Origin of the sequence: Chryseobacterium gwangjuense (assembly GCF_021311115.1) — a bacterium.
GTDB lineage: Bacteria > Bacteroidota > Bacteroidia > Flavobacteriales > Weeksellaceae > Chryseobacterium > Chryseobacterium gwangjuense.
On the sequence record NZ_JAJTNP010000001.1, the window covers coordinates 65,150 to 82,726 of the forward strand.

Annotated in this window: 21 protein-coding genes; 9 read left to right on the forward strand and 12 right to left on the reverse strand. The window is 32.9% G+C overall.

Features of this window, described 5'->3' with window-relative positions; translation table 11 throughout:
• Nucleotides 1–18: 18 nt before the first annotated feature.
• The 3 genes from LV842_RS00215 to chrP form a co-directional block, all read right to left on the reverse strand.
• Nucleotides 19–1,863, reverse strand: a complete 1,845-nt coding sequence (locus tag LV842_RS00215; RefSeq protein WP_233109448.1) for an alpha-L-fucosidase — start codon at nt 1,861–1,863, stop codon at nt 19–21.
• A gap of 288 nt (nt 1,864–2,151) precedes the next feature.
• Entirely contained in the window at nt 2,152–2,802 is a 651-nt protein-coding gene (gene rpe, locus LV842_RS00220) for a ribulose-phosphate 3-epimerase (protein ID WP_233109449.1), read from the reverse strand.
• A gap of 95 nt (nt 2,803–2,897) precedes the next feature.
• Entirely contained in the window at nt 2,898–3,974 is a 1,077-nt protein-coding gene (gene chrP / locus LV842_RS00225) for a chryseobasin maturation metalloprotease ChrP (protein WP_233109450.1), read from the reverse strand.
• A 51-nt stretch (nt 3,975–4,025) separates the two neighbouring features.
• Between chrP and LV842_RS00230 the strand changes: the two genes are divergently transcribed.
• Nucleotides 4,026–4,730 (forward strand): DUF4294 domain-containing protein, encoded by a 705-nt coding sequence (locus LV842_RS00230; protein WP_233109451.1) that lies wholly within the window; start codon nt 4,026–4,028, stop codon nt 4,728–4,730.
• Nucleotides 4,731–4,760: 30 nt separating this feature from the next.
• Here the strand turns inward: LV842_RS00230 and LV842_RS00235 are convergent, their stop codons facing one another.
• Entirely contained in the window at nt 4,761–5,177 is a 417-nt protein-coding gene (locus LV842_RS00235) for an NUDIX domain-containing protein (protein WP_233109452.1), read from the reverse strand.
• 158 nt (nt 5,178–5,335) lie between these two features.
• Nucleotides 5,336–6,010, reverse strand: a complete 675-nt coding sequence (gene mnmD, locus LV842_RS00240) for a tRNA (5-methylaminomethyl-2-thiouridine)(34)-methyltransferase MnmD (protein ID WP_233109453.1) — start codon at nt 6,008–6,010, stop codon at nt 5,336–5,338.
• 84 nt (nt 6,011–6,094) lie between these two features.
• Here mnmD and LV842_RS00245 point away from each other — a divergent pair, with 84 nt between their 5' ends.
• The 4 genes from LV842_RS00245 (at nt 6,095) to LV842_RS00260 (ending at nt 9,821) form a co-directional block, all read left to right on the forward strand.
• Nucleotides 6,095–7,165 (forward strand): branched-chain amino acid aminotransferase, encoded by a 1,071-nt coding sequence (locus tag LV842_RS00245; RefSeq protein ID WP_233109454.1) that lies wholly within the window; start codon nt 6,095–6,097, stop codon nt 7,163–7,165.
• Between the two features lie 318 nt (nt 7,166–7,483).
• Nucleotides 7,484–7,996 (forward strand): FKBP-type peptidyl-prolyl cis-trans isomerase, encoded by a 513-nt coding sequence (locus LV842_RS00250; RefSeq protein WP_233109455.1) that lies wholly within the window; start codon nt 7,484–7,486, stop codon nt 7,994–7,996.
• A gap of 81 nt (nt 7,997–8,077) precedes the next feature.
• The gene (locus tag LV842_RS00255) at nt 8,078–9,115 is read left to right on the forward strand and encodes a peptidylprolyl isomerase (RefSeq protein WP_233109456.1); all 1,038 of its coding nucleotides are present in this window, start codon (nt 8,078–8,080) and stop codon (nt 9,113–9,115) included.
• 127 nt (nt 9,116–9,242) lie between these two features.
• On the forward strand, nt 9,243–9,821 hold the full coding sequence (locus LV842_RS00260; RefSeq protein ID WP_233109457.1) for a hypothetical protein: 579 nt from the start codon (nt 9,243–9,245) through the stop codon (nt 9,819–9,821).
• A 72-nt stretch (nt 9,822–9,893) separates the two neighbouring features.
• On the opposite strand, the gene LV842_RS00265 is transcribed toward LV842_RS00260, so the two are convergent.
• From LV842_RS00265 to LV842_RS00285, 5 genes are read right to left on the reverse strand one after another with little or no spacing between them, the layout of a single operon-like run.
• Nucleotides 9,894–10,469: a hypothetical protein gene (locus LV842_RS00265; protein WP_233109458.1), complete on the reverse strand. Its 576-nt coding sequence runs from the start codon at nt 10,467–10,469 to the stop codon at nt 9,894–9,896.
• A 31-nt stretch (nt 10,470–10,500) separates the two neighbouring features.
• A complete protein-coding gene (nudK, locus tag LV842_RS00270) occupies nt 10,501–11,082 on the reverse strand; it encodes a GDP-mannose pyrophosphatase NudK (protein ID WP_233109459.1) in 582 nt (193 codons plus the stop codon).
• 9 nt (nt 11,083–11,091) lie between these two features.
• Nucleotides 11,092–12,003: a TIGR01777 family oxidoreductase gene (locus LV842_RS00275; RefSeq protein WP_233109460.1), complete on the reverse strand. Its 912-nt coding sequence runs from the start codon at nt 12,001–12,003 to the stop codon at nt 11,092–11,094.
• A gap of 12 nt (nt 12,004–12,015) precedes the next feature.
• Entirely contained in the window at nt 12,016–12,360 is a 345-nt protein-coding gene (locus LV842_RS00280; protein WP_233109461.1) for a hypothetical protein, read from the reverse strand.
• Nucleotides 12,361–12,366: 6 nt separating this feature from the next.
• Nucleotides 12,367–12,969, reverse strand: coding sequence for an HPP family protein (locus LV842_RS00285; protein ID WP_233109462.1), 603 nt, complete (start codon nt 12,967–12,969; stop codon nt 12,367–12,369).
• 175 nt (nt 12,970–13,144) lie between these two features.
• Here LV842_RS00285 and LV842_RS00290 point away from each other — a divergent pair, with 175 nt between their 5' ends.
• The 3 genes from LV842_RS00290 to hisS all read left to right on the forward strand — a co-directional run bounded on the left by LV842_RS00290 (nt 13,145) and on the right by hisS (nt 15,526).
• Nucleotides 13,145–13,477 carry a single-stranded DNA-binding protein gene (locus LV842_RS00290; protein WP_233109463.1) on the forward strand — a complete coding sequence of 111 codons (333 nt, stop codon included), beginning with the start codon at nt 13,145–13,147 and terminating at the stop codon, nt 13,475–13,477.
• 83 nt (nt 13,478–13,560) lie between these two features.
• On the forward strand, nt 13,561–14,013 hold the full coding sequence (locus LV842_RS00295) for an HRDC domain-containing protein (protein ID WP_233109464.1): 453 nt from the start codon (nt 13,561–13,563) through the stop codon (nt 14,011–14,013).
• 163 nt (nt 14,014–14,176) lie between these two features.
• Nucleotides 14,177–15,526 carry a histidine--tRNA ligase gene (gene hisS, locus LV842_RS00300; protein ID WP_233109465.1) on the forward strand — a complete coding sequence of 450 codons (1,350 nt, stop codon included), beginning with the start codon at nt 14,177–14,179 and terminating at the stop codon, nt 15,524–15,526.
• Nucleotides 15,527–15,614: 88 nt separating this feature from the next.
• Here hisS and LV842_RS00305 read toward each other — a convergent pair whose 3' ends face one another.
• Nucleotides 15,615–16,277 carry a TerD family protein gene (locus tag LV842_RS00305; RefSeq protein WP_233109466.1) on the reverse strand — a complete coding sequence of 221 codons (663 nt, stop codon included), beginning with the start codon at nt 16,275–16,277 and terminating at the stop codon, nt 15,615–15,617.
• Nucleotides 16,278–16,480: 203 nt separating this feature from the next.
• On the opposite strand from LV842_RS00305, the gene LV842_RS00310 reads away from it, so the two are divergent.
• On the forward strand, nt 16,481–17,281 hold the full coding sequence (locus LV842_RS00310; RefSeq protein WP_233109467.1) for a class I SAM-dependent methyltransferase: 801 nt from the start codon (nt 16,481–16,483) through the stop codon (nt 17,279–17,281).
• A 45-nt stretch (nt 17,282–17,326) separates the two neighbouring features.
• Here LV842_RS00310 and LV842_RS00315 read toward each other — a convergent pair whose 3' ends face one another.
• Nucleotides 17,327–17,563: a YtxH domain-containing protein gene (locus LV842_RS00315; RefSeq protein ID WP_233109468.1), complete on the reverse strand. Its 237-nt coding sequence runs from the start codon at nt 17,561–17,563 to the stop codon at nt 17,327–17,329.
• Nucleotides 17,564–17,577 lie beyond the last annotated feature (14 nt).

The window sequence follows — 17,577 nt, forward strand, 5'->3', positions numbered from 1 at the left end:
TTGATTTAAAATAATATATTACAGATTGCTTTCTATGGCTCCTACCTTTTCCCGATATAGTTCAACAGGCTTATCGAGTAAAACTGCGATTACGGTCATGTTTTTATCCAGCCTTTCTTTAGGGGTATCAATATAAATAATTCCGGGCCTGTCGCTCCAGTAGAGTTTATTATAAATATTGTGGTTAATCATAGAACCTTCCCCAACAATACGGATTCTGGAGATATTGTTTTTAATTCCTTTTAAAGCGATGGGGCCAGTTGGAACTCCTTCCACAAAAAGATAAAGGGTTTGTTGGTCTTTTGATAGAGCGCTCATTCCTGGATAATGTCCGTTGGGTAATCCTTTTCTGGTTTCGAAAAGAGCTTCAGAATGTTTACTAATCCAGCTTAAGGTTTCTTTATTTGTTTTTGAAGCTGTTGGGATTTTCATATTCAGTCCATCATTGGTTAATCCTGAGTTATTGAACATGTTTTTTCCATCATAAAGCTGTTCTGCAATTTCAAAAACGGAATTTTTTATGTTTTTATCTACTAAAATACTTTGAAGAGAGGGAGTTTCTTTCTTTACAGAATTGGAGAAACTAATTTTTTCGTTAAAGCTAAGTTCGACAACAGTAACATCCTGATCAAATTTTATGTTTGAAAAATGTACAACTAAATTTCCGTTACCTTCAGTTTTAAAATCAACTTTAGCGTTGTTGTCTCCAATAATTTTTACAGTTGTGGGAAGTGTATTTAAACCGTAAATTTTTGTAAAATCTTTTGCTTCTTCCAAGTATAAGAATAATTTTTTTTCATCTTTTGAAATGGCAGATTTTCCTTTATAATTTTCAAATGGCAATCCTTTTCTTGTTCCATAGATTGCTTCTTTATGTTTTGAGGTCCATCTTCCAAGATTCCGTAAGATTTCAACCTGTTCAGCAGGAATGCTTCCGTCTGCTTTTGGACCGATGTCTAATAATAAATTTCCACCCATGCTGATCACATCTGTCAATGTTCTTACGATCATGTTAGGTGTTTTGTAATGATTGTCAAAAGGCTGAAATCCCCAGGAATCATTCATGGTGTAGCAAAGCTCCCAAAATTTGCTTTCCGGGCTGATGACGGGAATTCCCTGTTCCGGAGTTTCATAATCACCATGGTTGTTAAGTCTTGAATTGATAATGATATTGGGATTGTATTTCTTTAAATTTTCAAGAGTTTCCGGAGCGTGCCATTCTGCTGAACTGTGTTCCCAATCTCCATCGAACCAAAGAAGATCAGGTTGGTATTGAGTCGAAAGTTCATTTAACTGGGTCTGATAATAGGTAATATAATTTTGCCAGCGCTTTGTGTCGTCTTTTAAATCATATCTTTTTTCAGTTCTGGTTTTAATATCATAATAAGGATGGCTCCAATCCGGAAGAGAGTAGTAAAGTCCGGTTTTTAACCCTGATTTTTTAAGTTCAGAAATAAACGGAGTTAATACATCTTTTTTTGCTAAAGAATTCTGAGGAATGGTAGTTGCTTTTTCAGCTTTAGAATTCCAAAGAGCTACACCATCATGATGTTTGGTGGTAATAACGGAATATTGAGCCCCGGAATCTTTTATGAGTTGAACCCAATTTTCAGGAGAATATTGTGAGGCTGAAAACCCATTCAGTTGCTTCATGTAGTTTTCATGATTGATGTAATTATTGAAAAAAGACCAGGATTCGGAAATACCGTTTACTGAATAAATTCCCCAGTGAATAAAAATTCCCAGTTTAGCATCCTGAAACCATTCCATTTTTTTATCAGTAGGTAGATGTTTTTGAGCATTGAGGTGGGAAACGGCTAAAAGTGTACCTAATAAAAAAGTTCTGGTCAGTTTATTTTTCATTTTTATTTTTTTACTAAAATAAGGAAACTAACTATGCTATAAAAGGTGGATTTGTTTTGAAAGAATTGTTTGAAGAATATGAAATACTACCGTAAAAATACGATGAAAAAATCCGTGTTTTTACGGTGTTTTTGTATAGCTATTTATTTGGAAATTTATATCGGTCTTAAATAGAGGTAATTTATTCAGGACTGATAAACACTAATAACGATTATAACTCTATTTTTTTTGAGGAAATGATAAAGGCAACCTATAGGCTGCCTTTTCATTTTATATTTAAAAATCAATTTAGATTTTTAGTAATTCAATTGTTTTTTCAGGGCTTTCAGTTGAAAATACAGCATTACCTGCAACCAAAACATCAGCTCCGGCTTCGAAAAGCTTAGAAGCATTGTCAAGATTCACCCCTCCGTCTACCTGAATAAGAGCAGTAGAGTTATTGCTAAGAATCAAATCTTTGGTTTCAGCTATTTTTTTGTAAGTATTTTCAATGAATTTCTGTCCTCCAAATCCTGGATTTACACTCATTAATAATACCAAATCTACATCGGCAATAATATCTTCCAACATTAAAACAGGTGTAGAAGGATTTAAAACAACTCCTGCTTTTGCACCCAAACTTTGAATATGATGAATGGTTCTGTGAAGGTGTGTACAAGCTTCATAATGAACAGAAACTAAATCTGCACCATGGTTGATGAATTCTTCAACATACTTTTCCGGTTCAACGATCATTAAATGCACATCTACAAACTTTTTAGCATGCTGCTGAATCGTTTTCATCACCGGAAAGCCAAATGAGATGTTGGGAACAAATCTTCCGTCCATCACATCTACGTGAAGCCAGTCTGCTTGAGAGTTGTTCAACATTTCAATGTCTCTTTGCAGATTCCCAAAGTCTGCAGATAAAAGGGAAGGAGCAATAAGCTTCGTTTTCATTTTTACTTTTTATTTTATATTAAGATATTAGTAAAAGATCAGGTACCTCTGACTTTTTACTTTTAACATCTCACTATTAGCCTTATTGTTTTTATTTAATGATACTTCAGCTTCATTTCCGGCTGTATCTTCAGAAGAGTTTCGTAGATTAATTTAATAACGTTTCCTACATCTTCTTTAGAAACCATTTCTACCGTAGTATGCATATAGCGCAAAGGTAGGGAAATTAATGCACTTGGTACACCGCCGTTGGAATGGGCAAAAGCATCAGTGTCTGTTCCCGTAGCTCTGCTTGCTGCAGCTCGTTGGTATGGTATTTTTTTAGTTTTTGCCGTGTCAATAATTAATTCTCTGATCGTGTGATGAATGCTTGGAGCAAAGAAAACAACAGGACCGGCTCCGCATTTCTGATCGCCTTCTTTTTTCTTTTCAATCATTGGAGTCGTGGTGTCGTGAGTAACATCCGTAACGATTGCGATATTAGGTTTAATGGTATCTGCAATCATGTCTGCTCCGTATAAACCTACTTCTTCCTGTACGGAATTGGTAATATATAAACCGAAAGGGATTGTTTTTTTATTTTCTTTTAAAAGACGTGCTACTTCTGCAATCATAAATCCTCCGATTCTGTTATCTAAAGCACGACAAACAAAATATCTGTCATTCATTTCAAAAAACTCATCAGGATAAGTGATCATGCAGCCTACGTAAATTCCTAAGTCTTCAACTTCCTTTTTGGAAACGGCGCCACAGTCGATAAAAATATTTTCGATTTTGGGAGTGGGTTCGTTTTGATTAGCACTTCTTGTATGAATTGCAGGCCAGCCGAAAACTCCTTTTACAATACCTTTTTCACCGTGGATATGAACTACTTTGGAAGGAGCGATAGTCTGATCTGAACCACCGTTTCTAATGACATAAATCAACCCGTCATCTGTAATATAATTTACATACCATGAGATCTCATCTGCATGAGCTTCTATTACCACTTTGAACTCGGCTTCAGGATTGATGATGCCATAACATGTGCCATAATGGTCAACCTCTATTTTATCGACATAAGGTCTTATATAATCCATCCAGATTTCCTGTCCTTTATGCTCAAAACCTGTCGGAGATGCTGTATTTAAATATTTTTCTAAAAACTTTAAAGATTTCTTTTCAAATTTCATAAAAAGGAATGATTTTTGTAGATAATTTTTGTTCTAATAAGTGTAAAAGTAATGAATTTTAGTAAAATTATTTGCCTTTTTCTTTTCTTTTTTGGAGTGGGTGTTTTTGGGCAAAAAGACTCTCTTGGGAATATTCCTTTAAGTCAATATCCACCCGAACTATTAAAAGTAGATGAATTTGGGAATAAATATTATTATGATGAAAGGCAAAAGGCCAGGTTCTATGAAATAAATGGTGAAACCGTGGTCGTAATGGATGAGCTGATGCTATTAAACAAGCCTAAATTTAATAATCAACTTGATAAAAATTACTATTACTTCCTTAATAAAAAGCTCTATAGAGTTTATCCGTTGTTTATGACAGCTTTAACTCAATATCGTGATATCCAGAAAGAAATGACTAATTTGGATAGTAAAGCGAAGAGGAAATATGTGAGAGACAGACAAAATATGCTGGCTGATCAGTATGAGAAACAGTTGAGAGATTTAACAACTACAGAAGGCCAGGTTTTTGCCAAACTTATGAATAGAGCGACTGGGCAAAATGTCTATGAGATCATAAAAGAATTAAGAGGAGGATGGAGTGCATTTTGGTGGAATGTAAAAGGTAAAATGGCAGATATTGATCTTAAAGATCAGTACAATCCACATGTGAACAGGACGGATGAATTTTTGGAGTCACTGTTGCAGTCTAACTGGAATTCAGGTTTTCTTCAGCCTTATCCGGGAGCTTATCAGTTTAAAGTAGGAAAATAGAAAAAGCATAAAAAATTCCTGTAAATTTATTTACAGGAATTTTTGTTTTAATTTATCGAAGACAATTCTGTCAATGGGTAATGAAAACGGATTGTCGGGTTGGTCTATATCAATCCATTCTGTCTTTTCTATACAAGGATCAAGAATCAAAAAATCTTCTTCATTCATAATGTTTACCATATAATATATAGTAAGTAACTGTTCGTTTTCTCTGAAACGGGAAACTAAAAAGTCTTCCTGAGTATAAAGATGTTCTATGATCTCAACCTTTACATTGAGTTCTTCATCAAACTCACGATGAAGACATTCTATAACTCCTTCTCCGTATTCCAATCCGCCTCCCGGAAATTTCATTAAAGGTTCACCTGCATATTCTTCAAATAAGGTCAGTACTTTTTTGTCTTTTACTGCACAGGCATACACTCTAATGTTGATCTTGTCTATCATATATAATAATTTGTATAGCTAAAATAAGGAAATTTAGAAATAAGTAAGAGGTTAGAAGATGGAAATTAGTTTGGTTCTGCTTAATACCACTTATTATATATATATATGATATTCTGTCGACCTCTTACTTCTGACTTTTCACTTCTAACTTCTAACTTTTACAATTTAACAGCATTGATCATTTCTCTTTTTCCAGGAGGCCCTTGTTTCTTTTCTACTTTAAAATTCAGTTCCTGAAGAATTCTCCTTACACTGCCCTTTGAAGAGTAGGTTGTTAAAAGCCCGTTTATTGCCATTTTGTCTGAAACCATTTCAAATAAAGGTTTTTCCCAAAGATCAGGTTGTACTCTAGCTCCGAAACAATCGAAGTAAACCAGATTAATTCCAGGTAAATCAATGTTTTTCAGGTCGAAGAAGTCACATTCTATCTTTTTGAGGTTAAATCCTTTAATGATTTCTACTGATTTTTCCCATTCTGCTCCATGAATTTTATGATAAATATTTTTGAATTCCGGGTTATCAAAAAGTTCAAAATAGGATAATTCGTTAATTTCGGATTCATTTATGGGGTATTTTTCCAGTGAAAAATAATTAATGATATGATTTTTGTCAGTTTTTAAATATTCATTAATTGTTACCAAAACATTTAAACCTGTTCCAAAACCGAGTTCTAAAATATTAATTTCGCAATCATTTAATAAATTCAGTCCATTTTTGATAAACACATGTTCTGCTTCTTGAAGAGCACCGTGATGAGAATGGTAGTTTTCGTTTAATTCATTGATAAACAATGTTTTACTTCCGTCGTTTGTGGTTTTGATTTCTCTTTTCAAGCTATTTTTTCACAAATTTACTCTAAAATTTTTATATTTAGAAAATTATGTTAAATTTGTAGAACATCATAAAAAATTTTAGAAATGATAATTCAAAAAACTGAAAACTCCAGAATTTCTACATTCGACCCAAATAATTTTTCATTTGGAAATACTTTTATTGATCATATGGTGATTTGTGAGTATGAAAATGGGAAGTGGGGTGATGTGAAATTAGTTCCTTATGGTCCAATACCATTTACACCTGCCATGATGGGAGTAAATTACGGACAGGCTTGTTTTGAAGGTATGAAAGCCTACAAAGACAAAGACGGGCAGGTTTTCCTTTTCAGGCCTGAAAAGAATTTTGAACGTATCAACAAATCAGCGAAGCGTCTTGCAATGCCTGAAGTTACAGAGGAAATGTTTTTGGATGGATTGAAAGCTTTGGTTGATATCGACAGAGATTGGATTCCTCAGGGAGAAGGAATGTCTTTATATATTAGACCATTGATTTTTGCAACTGAAGAAGCATTAAAAGCAAGAGTATCTGATAAATATATGTTTGCCATTGTTGCAACACCTGCGAAAATGTATTACACAGAGCCAGTTTCTGTGAAAATTTCTGACCATTATTCAAGAGCTGCAAATGGTGGAGTAGGATCTGCTAAAGCGGCAGGAAATTATGCAGCAGCATTCTATCCGACTCAATTGGCTATGGAAGAAGGATATGAGCAAATTATCTGGACAGATGATGCTACTCACGAATATTTCGAAGAAAGTGGAACAATGAACGTATTCGTAAGAATTAACGATACAATTTATACACCTCCTACTTCAGAAAAAATCTTGGATGGTGTTACCAGAGATAGTTTCATTCAATTGGCTAAAAAGAGAGGTATTGAAGTGAAAATAGAGCCAGTAAAAGTAAAAGATGTTGTAGAAGCTCAGAAAAACGGAACTTTGAAAGAGGTTTGGGGAGTAGGAACAGCAGTTGTAACTACAGTGTTCCAGGCGCTAGGATTTAACGGAGAAAAATTGGAATTACCAAAACTTTCTGCTGAAGAAAGCTATGCTGAAACGTTGAAAAAAGATCTAGTAGATTTACAGACGAATCTTACTGAAGATACATTTGGATGGAGAGTGATGGTAGATCACGCATTGGAAACAGTTTAATTGAATTCAATAAAAATCTATATAAAGTCGGGTATTACCCGACTTTTTTGTTTGTAAAGTTTTTTCTTTTTTCTGTCATTCTGAAAGGAACGAAGTGGAGTGAAGAATCTAGGTTTAAGTATCTAAGATTCTTACTTTGTCAGAATGGCAGCAGTTGAATGGGAACGTTTTAAAATATCATCAAGAAAAAAATCTTTGCGTTAAAAAAACGTATAAAATTAAATTTTAAATTATTTTCAACTCTCCTAAAACTTTTGTTCCAATAAGTTCAACAACTTTTGTAATTAATTCCCGAAATGTGTATTTTCGCAAATGTTTATGAAAAAAATACTCTTCATATCGATATTGAGCTTATTGAGCTGCAATAGAAATACACAACAGGCGCATCCTCCTGTAGGTGGTGTTTTGGATAAAAAAGATTTGGATATTTCAAGAGAAAGAATGAGAAATCTGAATTCATTGGAAAGAAGCCAAATTCAGGATTGGATTGGCGGACAAACTGAAAAATTTTATCCTACACAACTTAATTACTGGGTGAATGCTGAAAGTTTTGATAAAAGAGAAAGAAGGAAAGATGAAAGTCTTATTTCTTATTCTTATGATCTTTATGATTTTGATCAGACTAAAATTTACGATCAGCCTGTAGAAAGGAGAGAAGCTAAATTCGGACATTTTGATGAATTAAAAGCGGTAGAGAATGCTTTACGTTTTATACATGATGGTGAGGAAGTGACCCTTTTGGTTCCATCTTCTCTGGCTTACGGAACTTTCGGAGACGAGAAGAAAATTGACAACGATATCCCTTTAATCATAAAATTAAAAGCTTTATAATAAATGAAATTGTTTAACAAAAATATAATTCTGGCAGCGGCAAGTATTTCGCTGATGAGTTGTACCCCAATTTATAAAAAAATGAACGTAGACAAAGAAACTTACGAAGGTCTTAATGACGGACTTTATGCAAATCTTCAGACAACTAAAGGAAATATGATCCTAAAGTTTGAAGATAAGAAAGCACCTGTAACTGTAGCGAACTTTATTGGTCTTGCAGAAGGTAAAATCGACAACAAAGCTAAAGCGAAAGGAGTTCCTTACTATGACGGAACTATTTTCCACAGAGTGATTAAAGATTTCATGATTCAAGGGGGAGATCCTCAAGGAACAGGAATGGGAGATCCTGGATATAAATTTGAAGACGAGAAAAATGACCTTAAACATACCGGAAAGGGAGTTCTTTCTATGGCGAATTCAGGACCGAATACGAACGGATCTCAGTTCTTCATTACGGAAGTTGCTACCCCTTGGTTAGACGGAAGACATACTATTTTTGGAAAAATTGTAAAAGGTGAAGAGGTGATCGATGCGATTGCAAATGTAGAGAAAGGACCTCAGGATAAGCCTAAAACTGACATTGTTTTAGAAAAAGTATCTATTTTCAGCAAAGGAGATGAGTATAAAAACTACGATCCGGCAAAAGCTTTCAACGAAGGGAAAGCTAAAATTGCAGAGAAAAATAAAGAATTTATCGCGAAAGAAGAAGCTGATAAGAAAAGAAAAGAAGATGAGTTTAAAGCAAACCAATTGAAAATGGTTGAAGATTTAAAAGCCGGAATGCAAAAAACTGAATCTGGTCTTTACTACAAAATCACAAAAACAACTACAGGAAAAGCTCCAAAAGTTGGTGATAATATATCTGTACATTATGCTGGTAAATTGGTAGACGGAACTGAGTTTGATTCTTCATTCAAAAGAAATGAGCCTATTGAAATTCCAATTGGAATGGGAAGAGTAATCAAAGGATGGGACGAAGGTATTCTTTTGTTAAAAGAAGGTGAAACTGCTACTTTATTGATTCCACCTGCAATGGGATATGGAGAAAGAGGAGCAGGAGGAGTAATTCCGCCAAACGCTTGGTTAGTTTTCGATGTTGAGCTTGTAAAAGTACAATAATCGAATTTTAAAATATATTGAAAGCCGTCCGAAAGGATGGCTTTTTTTATTCAATTAAAATATATCCTGTAACGATCAATCTGTATTCAGCGACTTATTGATTAAAGATCTAATCAAAAAAATAACAATGATGAAAACCAAATCACTTCTATTCCTGTTCGTTTTGTTGTCATTCATTTCTTTTGCCCAGACAAAAGCAAATACGGATGATATGGCAATAAAGAAAAACCTTACTTATTTTGTAAACAGTATTAAAACTAAAAAAATCGATCAGGCGGTAAATTGTATCTATCCAAAATTTTTTACAATTATGCCCAAAGAGCAGATGACTCAGATTTTAAACTTGACCTACAACAATCCATTGATGAAGATCGAAATGCAGGATCTGAGGTTTGGCGCTATTGAAAAGCCTGAATTAATAAATGGTGAATATTTTTCTATTACCAATTATTTTTCTACACTGAAATGTAATGTAAGCTCGATGAATGACGAAATGAAAAAGCAGATGAATGCTGCTCTAGTGAGTAAATATGGTAAAAATAATGTGAAATATTTAGCCAATGAAGGTTCATATCTTATCAATGCCAGTATGAAAGCTTGCGCGGTATCAAAAGATAAGAAATATTGGAAATTTGTAATGCTTGAGAAAGAATATAAAACTCAACTGGTAAAAGTTTTGCCAAAGAAAGTCTTGGATAAAATTTAGATTTCAAATATCTGTAATTATAAAAAGCCCACTCTTGTGTTTCAAGAGAGGGCTTTTTATGTAAAATTAATTTTACTCAATTTGATCCAGATAAGTCAAGGTTGAGCCTTTTATAAATTCATCCAGAGAGGCATTTTCTTTTGTGTTTTTGTTGGTAAGTTCAATCAGATAGAAAATAGTACTATTGATTCTGTTGTCTTTAAAAGTTATTTTGAATCTTTTAGCTTTAGGATTGGAACTAGCAAACGTAAGTTCTTTAATATTGTTCAGTTTTACATTATTTACATCGAAAGATGCACGAGGATCTTTCTGAAGTTTCAAAAATCTTTTTTGGGTTTTATCTGTAGTTTCGTCTAAGAATTTTTCCATTTGATAATCTGTCAACAACTGAGGGTAAACAATTCCTTCTTTTAACAGAGAAGTTATTATTTTATCAGACTTATCATAAAAAATAATTTTATCGTCAAACTGTACCTGAGTATCTTTTGCTGTTATTTTTCCATCAAATCTTTTATAGTTTTTCTTCTTGTATTCAGTTTTAAAATGCTCGACAATAGCTTGATCTTTAGAGTTTAATGTTCCCGTTTTTTGACTGAAAGCGGTGATGGATAATGACAAGCATAGACCTAACGATAATAAAAGTTTCATAATTTAAAATTTTTGCATGTTGTAAGAAATTCTATAAAATACTTTTCAGACGAAGATATTGAATCAGCATGATAGTTTTAGCATCTTTAATATCACCTTTGTCAATTAAATTGAGTGCCTCTTCAAATAGGAGCTCCAAAACCTCAATATTTTCACCTTCTTCCTCAAGTCCGCCTCCATCAGTAATTTTCATTTCATTTGAGTATTCAGCAATAAAAAAATGAAGAATTTCTGTAACTGAACCGGGAGACATGTACGCTTCGAATATTTTTTTTACTTGAGAGATTTTGTAGCCGGTTTCCTCTTCTGTTTCCCTTTTGATGCATTCTTCCGGCTGATTGTTGTCTAATAAACCTGCACAAGCTTCTATCAGCATTCCGTCAGAGTTTCCGTTGATATAGGTGGGTAAACGAAATTGCTTGGTTAAAATAATAGTTTTGTGAGTAATATTATAAAGTAAAATAACAGCTCCGTTTCCTCTGTCATATGCTTCTCTGCTTTGAACTTCTTCGTTACCGTCTTTTTTTTCTATACTGAACGTTACTTTCTTTAACGTGTACCAATTGTCGGATAATATTTCGGTATTTTTAATCTTTATTTTTGGATTTTGCATCTGTAAGTTTTATACTTTTTTTGATAATAAATCTTTTAAACTCTCTTGTAAATTAGGAAATTCAAACCGAAACCCCTCATCCTGAATTTTCTGTGAAGAAGCTCTGGAGCCTTTTAGCAAAGCATTCGCAAGTTCCCCAAAGATAAGTTTTAAAACAAAACCAGGAACATTGGGCATAAATAAAGGTTTGTTTAATACTTCTGCGATTTTCTTTGTTAAATTTTCATTAGTGGTATGTTCAGGTGAATTGGCATTATAAGCTCCATTAATACGAACATTTTTCAGCGCTAATTCATAGATGGAGCAAATATCTTTAATATGAATCCATGACATATATTGTTTTCCTGTTCCCAAAGATGATCCAATGTAATATTGGATGGGTGGAAGCATTTTTTTTAAAGCGCCTTCTTTTTCAGATAATACGACTGCTGTTCTAATTTTTACGACTCTTTCCGCCAGATTTTGTTCTTTAAATTCGTCTGCAGCTCTTTCCCATAGAATAACAACTTCACTTAAAAAATCATTTCCAGGGTTATCTGTTTCCGTAAATATTTTCTCAGAAGTTATTGTTCCGTAATAGTTAATTCCGGAAGCAGAAATAAAGGATTTAAGTTGTGTATTTTTCTTTTTTATAGTTTTTAAAAGAAGATTAGCAGAATCAACCCGGCTGGAGATTAATTCTTTTTTTCTTTCAGGAGTCCATCTTTTTTCTGAAATATTGGCTCCGGCAAGATGAATAATATGGGAAACATTTTCTAAGGCAGCTTCATCAATTGTACCATTTTTTATATTCCATTCATATTCATTCTTTTGTTTTTTATTGCGGGTTAGAAACCTTACTTCATAATCATTTTCAATTTTCTTTGACAATTCTCGGGCAATCAAACCTCCGGCTCCTGTAATCAATACTACTTCTTTCATTTCGTAAGTATTTTATGCTTGATTTTTTACAATAAGTACGTAGTCGTCTTCTAGTAATTTATATCCATAATCGTAGATGAATTTATATTCAGAACCGTTCTTATATACTTTAATATTGGTGAAATAATTGAAATCAAAACCCAAGCCATCCAGTTTAGCTTTTGCGATTTTAGTTTTTCCTTCGGTATTGATATCAGTCAGAATACGGTAATTTTTACGCAATTTGTTGTTGATATTGCGCATCAGATTATTAGAGTCTTTATTCTGCTTATTGTTGTAGGCATTTCTACATGCATCATTGCAGAATTTTTTGTCGGATCTTCCGATGATTTTTTCACCGCATTCTAGACAGTTCATAACTTTTTATTTTTTCATTTTGTGTGGATATGCGTGCTTTTTTTGTAATAATCTCTTAAACCTTGTATGGGTAGGATAATTTCTGTTAGGAGTAATATTGTTGAAAAATAAAGCGACAAGTAATAAGATGATACAACCGGATAAAACGGGTGATAAAACATACCAATATCCCAATTCAGGAATTTTCCCTGTTGAGCTTACAGCAATAAGTGCAGTAGCTCCACCGGGCGGATGTAATGTTTTTGTGTATTGCATCAAAACAATTGAAAATGCAACCGCTAAAGGAGCAGAAAGCCAAATAATATCTGGAACGATTTGATAGACTGTAACACCTACTAATGCTGAGATAACATGCCCACCAACCAGATTTCTAGGTTGAGCCAAAGGACTTTGAATCGCTCCATAAATTAAAACACTGGAGGCGCCAAAAGAACCGATAAGAAAAATATTTTCCGTTGCCGATAATGTATGAGACTGTATAAAAGCAATGATTCCGATTCCAAAGAATGCTCCTAAAAAAGACCAGAAATGTTCCTTGTAATCTACCAGTGTTTCTTTGTATATCACATATTTTGATACTCTGAGTGTTCTTTTAAAGGTTTTCTTCACAATTTTCTTTTTTATAAAGCTAAAGATACAAAATATCCGTTTGCAAACGACTACAAATGAATTTAAATAGTTTTTAACCGATTCAATGTGCAGATTTCCACAACCTTTGCTCCAGAGATTTGAGAATACAGTGAGCGTCTCTTATCTGATTGTTAAACCTTAAAATAATAAAATTATGTCACTAAGAAACAAAGTAACATTAATTGGTTACACAGGAAAAGAAGTCGAAATGATCAACTTCGAAAACGGAAACACTAAAGCGAGTGTGTCATTAGCTACCAATGATCATTATACCAATGCGAAGGGAGAGAAGGTAGAAGAAACACAATGGCACAATTTGGTTTCATTCGGGAAAACTGCGGAGATTTTTCAGAAATATGTTCCGAAAGGAAAAGAAATCGCCATAGAAGGAAAGTTAACCTACAGATCATATGATGATAAGGACGGAATGAAAAAATATATCACGGAAATACGTGTAGATGAAATATTGCTTTTAGGAAGTAAATAATACTTTTGGTTATCAGAAGGATGATGAATCTCCATGATAATTAAAAACTTTTATCAGACTATTAACACATAAAATCACACCAGATGAAAATTAAAGTTTTAAAAGTGAGAATTGCAGAAGAATTTTTGCGTATTGATCAAAAAAAGATTGATCAATTTCTGAATGACCATCAAATACTAAATGTAGAAACCGCTTTTGTTCATGATGGAAATTTTTGGTCGGTTATTTTTTACTATGCGGAAATTGAAAATCCGATTAATAGTGTAAAAGATTCTAAATCTGTAAAATATTCGGCTGAAGATGAGATTCTAAATACAGACGATATTAAGATTTTGGATGCTTTAAAGCTCTGGAGATCGGAAAAAGCTAAAGAAAATAATCTTCCTTCTTATTTTATTGCAACCAATAAAGAGCTGACTTCTGTTGCTAAATATAAACCTGCTAAAAAAGAAGAATTACTAGACATTAAAGGTTTTGGAAAACATAAAATTGAAAATTATGGAGAAGAAATTTTAGAGATTTTAGAAAGTATCTGATTAAATATTGAAATTATAAGAATTGAACTCAACACAAATGATGATTTCTTTATTTTGAAAGCCAAAGGAGATATTTCTTTGGCTTTTTGATGTCGGAAAAGTCTTTTCAAATGCTTACTTTTGCATACTCAATCAGTATCAACTATCAATCATCATTTATAAAATGAAGCCAAGTTTAGCGAAAGGAACGAGAGATTTTACAGCGTTAGAAGTTTCCAGAAGAAGATATATCATCAATATTTTACAGAAAAATTTTGAATTATTTGGTTTTCAGCCATTAGAGACTCCTAGTTTTGAAAACCTGTCAACATTGACGGGGAAATATGGTGAAGAAGGAGATCGCTTGATTTTTAAGATTTTAAATTCTGGAGATTATACATCCAAAGTAAATCAAGAAGATTGGGAAAATAAAAATCATCAAAAATTAACTTCTCAGATTTCTGATAAAGCTCTTCGTTATGATCTTACAGTACCTTTTGCAAGATTCGTGGCCATGAATCATGGGAAATTAACTTTTCCTTACAAACGTTATCAAATTCAGCCGGTTTGGAGAGCTGATCGTCCTCAAAAAGGAAGATTCAGAGAGTTTTATCAATGTGATGCAGATGTTGTGGGGAGTGAAAGCCTTTGGCAGGAAGTTGAATTGGTACAGCTATATTTAAAATCTTTTTCACAGCTTAATGTTTCGGTAACGATTCACATCAATAACAGAAAAATTCTTTCCGGTTTAGCAGAATATGCTGGAATTACAGAAAAATTGATCGATTTTACTGTGGCTTTGGATAAATTAGATAAAATAGGTAAAGAGGGTGTTGTAAAAGAATTGTTAGAAAGAGGAATTGCTCAGGACTCAATCGATAAACTGGATTTCCTTTTTAATCAATCTAATGATGCTCTGGAAAACCTTCTTCAACTGAAAGAGAAATTTGCAGGTAATGAAACGGGTTTAAAAGGAGTTGAAGAATTAGAATTTGTTCTTACACAATCTGTTAATTTAGGAATAGATATTCAGAATCTTGTTTTTGATATTACATTGGCAAGAGGTTTAGATTATTATACAGGAGCTATTTTTGAGGTAAAAGCTGATGAAGCACAAATGGGATCCATTGGTGGAGGTGGAAGATATGATAACCTTACAGAAGTTTTTGGGGTGAAAAATGTTCCCGGAATAGGAATTTCATTTGGTCTTGACAGGATTTATCTGGTAATGGAAGAACTCAACCTTTTCCCGGAAGAAGCAGCGTCAAGTGTAGATTATCTTTTTGCTAATTTTGGAGGAGAAGAAACATTGGAAGCTTTAAAACTGATTAATCAGTTAAGAGAAAATGGTATTTCCGCGGAACTTTATCCTGAGAATGCAAAGTTGAATAAACAATTTACTTATGCAGAAAAGAAAGGAATTAAAAATCTTGCTTTCTTAGGTGAAGAAGAAATTAAAAATAATACAGTAAGATTTAAAAACCTGGAAACTGGTGAGCAAAAAACAATTTCTCAGCAAGAATTTTTAGGATAAAATAAATTACATCAATAAAATAAAATTCCGGCTATTCTTCTGTGAAGATAACCGGAATTTTTTATATACTTTATTTACGTTTTCTTGTTTAGGAAAAATACTCGTGACTTTTTGTCTGCATTACCAATTTTTTATCCTGTAAACTTTTACCAATTGCTTCAAATTTCCATTCATTATTTATTGTAAGAAGTCTTCCTAGAAGTAAACTTCCCTTTTTTACTGAGTCTTCATCCCTTGGAATTTCAAATTGACAATGAGTTTCCGTAATTTGATGAACACTGCCTTCATACATCTGAATTTTTACAGAAGGAATTAATGAAAAATCTAATGTATCGACCTTTTTAGGATTTACATGAAGGTAAAAAAAGATTTGATCAATTTCGTGGTTAATTTTTTCCAGATTTATTTTGATGAGTTTTTTATCAGAATTCTTTACAGTTGGATTTTCGTTCTCCTGATATTTAAAAGCTTCGTCTTTAGACGTAAGTTTTCCTAATGGGAAATTGTTTTGAATAAGCCAGCTGTTGTATTTTGGTGAATGAATCCAGTCAATCTTGCTTCCATCCTTTGCAAACATAATACAACTTAATTCAAGATCTGTTTCGGCTAAATTTTTTCTGTTAAAAAGATTTTGATAAAAAGGTAAAGAAGATTTGATTTCTCCCCAACTAACACCTAAACAGAAGTTGTTAAGGTTTCCTTCAGGGTGTTTTTTCAGAGAAAATTGATCTCCCTTTTTTAAGTGTAACATGATCATGGTTCGTTTTAAATAGCTATAGTTTTTAGTTTTTATAAATTTTTGTTAAAAAATATATGGCACAAATGTAGATATTTTCCTCGTTAAAAGTATGTGAATTTGTGTAAAAAAATTGTAAATTTTCACAAAGTGACAATTGATTCAATAATTAGTGATATATTTGTTAACGAAAATACATTTACTTTATAAATAACATAATGGAGAATTATTTAGAAATTAACAGAAAATCTTGGAACGCAAAAGTAGAACCGCATCTAAAATCCGACTTTTACTTTGTAGATGAATTTATGAAGGGAAGAACTTCATTAAACTCAATAGAATTGGACCTTTTAGGAGATGTCAAGAATAAAAAAATACTTCATTTGCAATGTCATTTTGGGCAAGATTCAATCTCTTTATCCAGAATGGGGGCAGAAGTAACAGGGGTTGATTTATCAGACAAAGCCATTGAAACTGCAAAAAATATGGCTGAAAAATGTGGAGCTGATACACGATTTGTTTGCTGTGATATATACAGTCTTCCTGATTTTTTAAATGAGAAATTTGATATCGTTTTTACGAGTTACGGTACTATAGGTTGGTTGCCTGATTTGGAAAAATGGGCAAATATTATCAATTATTTTCTGAAGGAAGGAGGAAAATTCATCATGGCTGAATTTCACCCGGCTGTTTGGATGTTTGATGATGATTTTACTAAGGTCACTTATAATTACTTTAATGAAAAGCCAATTATAGAAACGTATGAAGGAACCTATGCCGATCAGTCTGCGGAAATTAAAGAGGAATATGTAATGTGGAACCATTCTTTGGCAGAAGTTCTCCAGAATTTGATTAAAAATGGTATGAACCTTCAGGATTTTCATGAGTATGATTGGTCTCCATATCCTTGTTTCAGGCATACAGAAGAATTTGAAAAAGGAAAATGGAGAATTCCTCAGTTTGGAAATAAAATTCCATTAGTATATGCTTTAAAAGCACAGAAAAAGCCATCTATATGATGGCTTTTTCTGTGTGTATATGGATGTTAAATTGTGTTGATATATTTAAAAGTTTGAATCCTGAACTTTCGCTTTAGTTTCTTCAACTTTATCCTGAACCTGAGAAGCTACCTCATTCGCTTTATTCTTAATTTCATTTCCCCATTTGTTAAGATTGTCTTTTGCAGAGTTAAGTTTATCCTTTACAGCTTGCTGCTGTTCAGGGGTAGATTTTTTATATTTCCAATATGCTAAAGCTCCTAAACCTAATAAAGCCAATAAGCCATTTGTTTTATTTCCCATGATTTCTGATTTTA

What these genes read in the sequence shown, in the direction of transcription:
- LV842_RS00215 (WP_233109448.1), bottom strand. Translation starts at nt 1,863, where the DNA reads ATGAAAAATAAACTGACCAGAACTTTTTTATTAGGTACACTTTTAGCC.
- rpe (WP_233109449.1), bottom strand. Translation starts at nt 2,802, where the DNA reads ATGAAAACGAAGCTTATTGCTCCTTCCCTTTTATCTGCAGACTTTGGG.
- chrP (WP_233109450.1), bottom strand. Translation starts at nt 3,974, where the DNA reads ATGAAATTTGAAAAGAAATCTTTAAAGTTTTTAGAAAAATATTTAAAT.
- LV842_RS00230 (WP_233109451.1), top strand. Translation starts at nt 4,026, where the DNA reads ATGAATTTTAGTAAAATTATTTGCCTTTTTCTTTTCTTTTTTGGAGTG.
- LV842_RS00235 (WP_233109452.1), bottom strand. Translation starts at nt 5,177, where the DNA reads ATGATAGACAAGATCAACATTAGAGTGTATGCCTGTGCAGTAAAAGAC.
- LV842_RS00245 (WP_233109454.1), top strand. Translation starts at nt 6,095, where the DNA reads ATGATAATTCAAAAAACTGAAAACTCCAGAATTTCTACATTCGACCCA.
- LV842_RS00250 (WP_233109455.1), top strand. Translation starts at nt 7,484, where the DNA reads ATGAAAAAAATACTCTTCATATCGATATTGAGCTTATTGAGCTGCAAT.
- LV842_RS00255 (WP_233109456.1), top strand. Translation starts at nt 8,078, where the DNA reads ATGAACGTAGACAAAGAAACTTACGAAGGTCTTAATGACGGACTTTAT.
- LV842_RS00260 (WP_233109457.1), top strand. Translation starts at nt 9,243, where the DNA reads ATGATGAAAACCAAATCACTTCTATTCCTGTTCGTTTTGTTGTCATTC.
- LV842_RS00265 (WP_233109458.1), bottom strand. Translation starts at nt 10,469, where the DNA reads ATGAAACTTTTATTATCGTTAGGTCTATGCTTGTCATTATCCATCACC.
- nudK (WP_233109459.1), bottom strand. Translation starts at nt 11,082, where the DNA reads ATGCAAAATCCAAAAATAAAGATTAAAAATACCGAAATATTATCCGAC.
- LV842_RS00275 (WP_233109460.1), bottom strand. Translation starts at nt 12,003, where the DNA reads ATGAAAGAAGTAGTATTGATTACAGGAGCCGGAGGTTTGATTGCCCGA.
- LV842_RS00280 (WP_233109461.1), bottom strand. Translation starts at nt 12,360, where the DNA reads ATGAACTGTCTAGAATGCGGTGAAAAAATCATCGGAAGATCCGACAAA.
- LV842_RS00290 (WP_233109463.1), top strand. Translation starts at nt 13,145, where the DNA reads ATGTCACTAAGAAACAAAGTAACATTAATTGGTTACACAGGAAAAGAA.
- LV842_RS00295 (WP_233109464.1), top strand. Translation starts at nt 13,561, where the DNA reads ATGAAAATTAAAGTTTTAAAAGTGAGAATTGCAGAAGAATTTTTGCGT.
- hisS (WP_233109465.1), top strand. Translation starts at nt 14,177, where the DNA reads ATGAAGCCAAGTTTAGCGAAAGGAACGAGAGATTTTACAGCGTTAGAA.
- LV842_RS00305 (WP_233109466.1), bottom strand. Translation starts at nt 16,277, where the DNA reads ATGTTACACTTAAAAAAGGGAGATCAATTTTCTCTGAAAAAACACCCT.
- LV842_RS00310 (WP_233109467.1), top strand. Translation starts at nt 16,481, where the DNA reads ATGGAGAATTATTTAGAAATTAACAGAAAATCTTGGAACGCAAAAGTA.
- LV842_RS00315 (WP_233109468.1), bottom strand. Translation starts at nt 17,563, where the DNA reads ATGGGAAATAAAACAAATGGCTTATTGGCTTTATTAGGTTTAGGAGCT.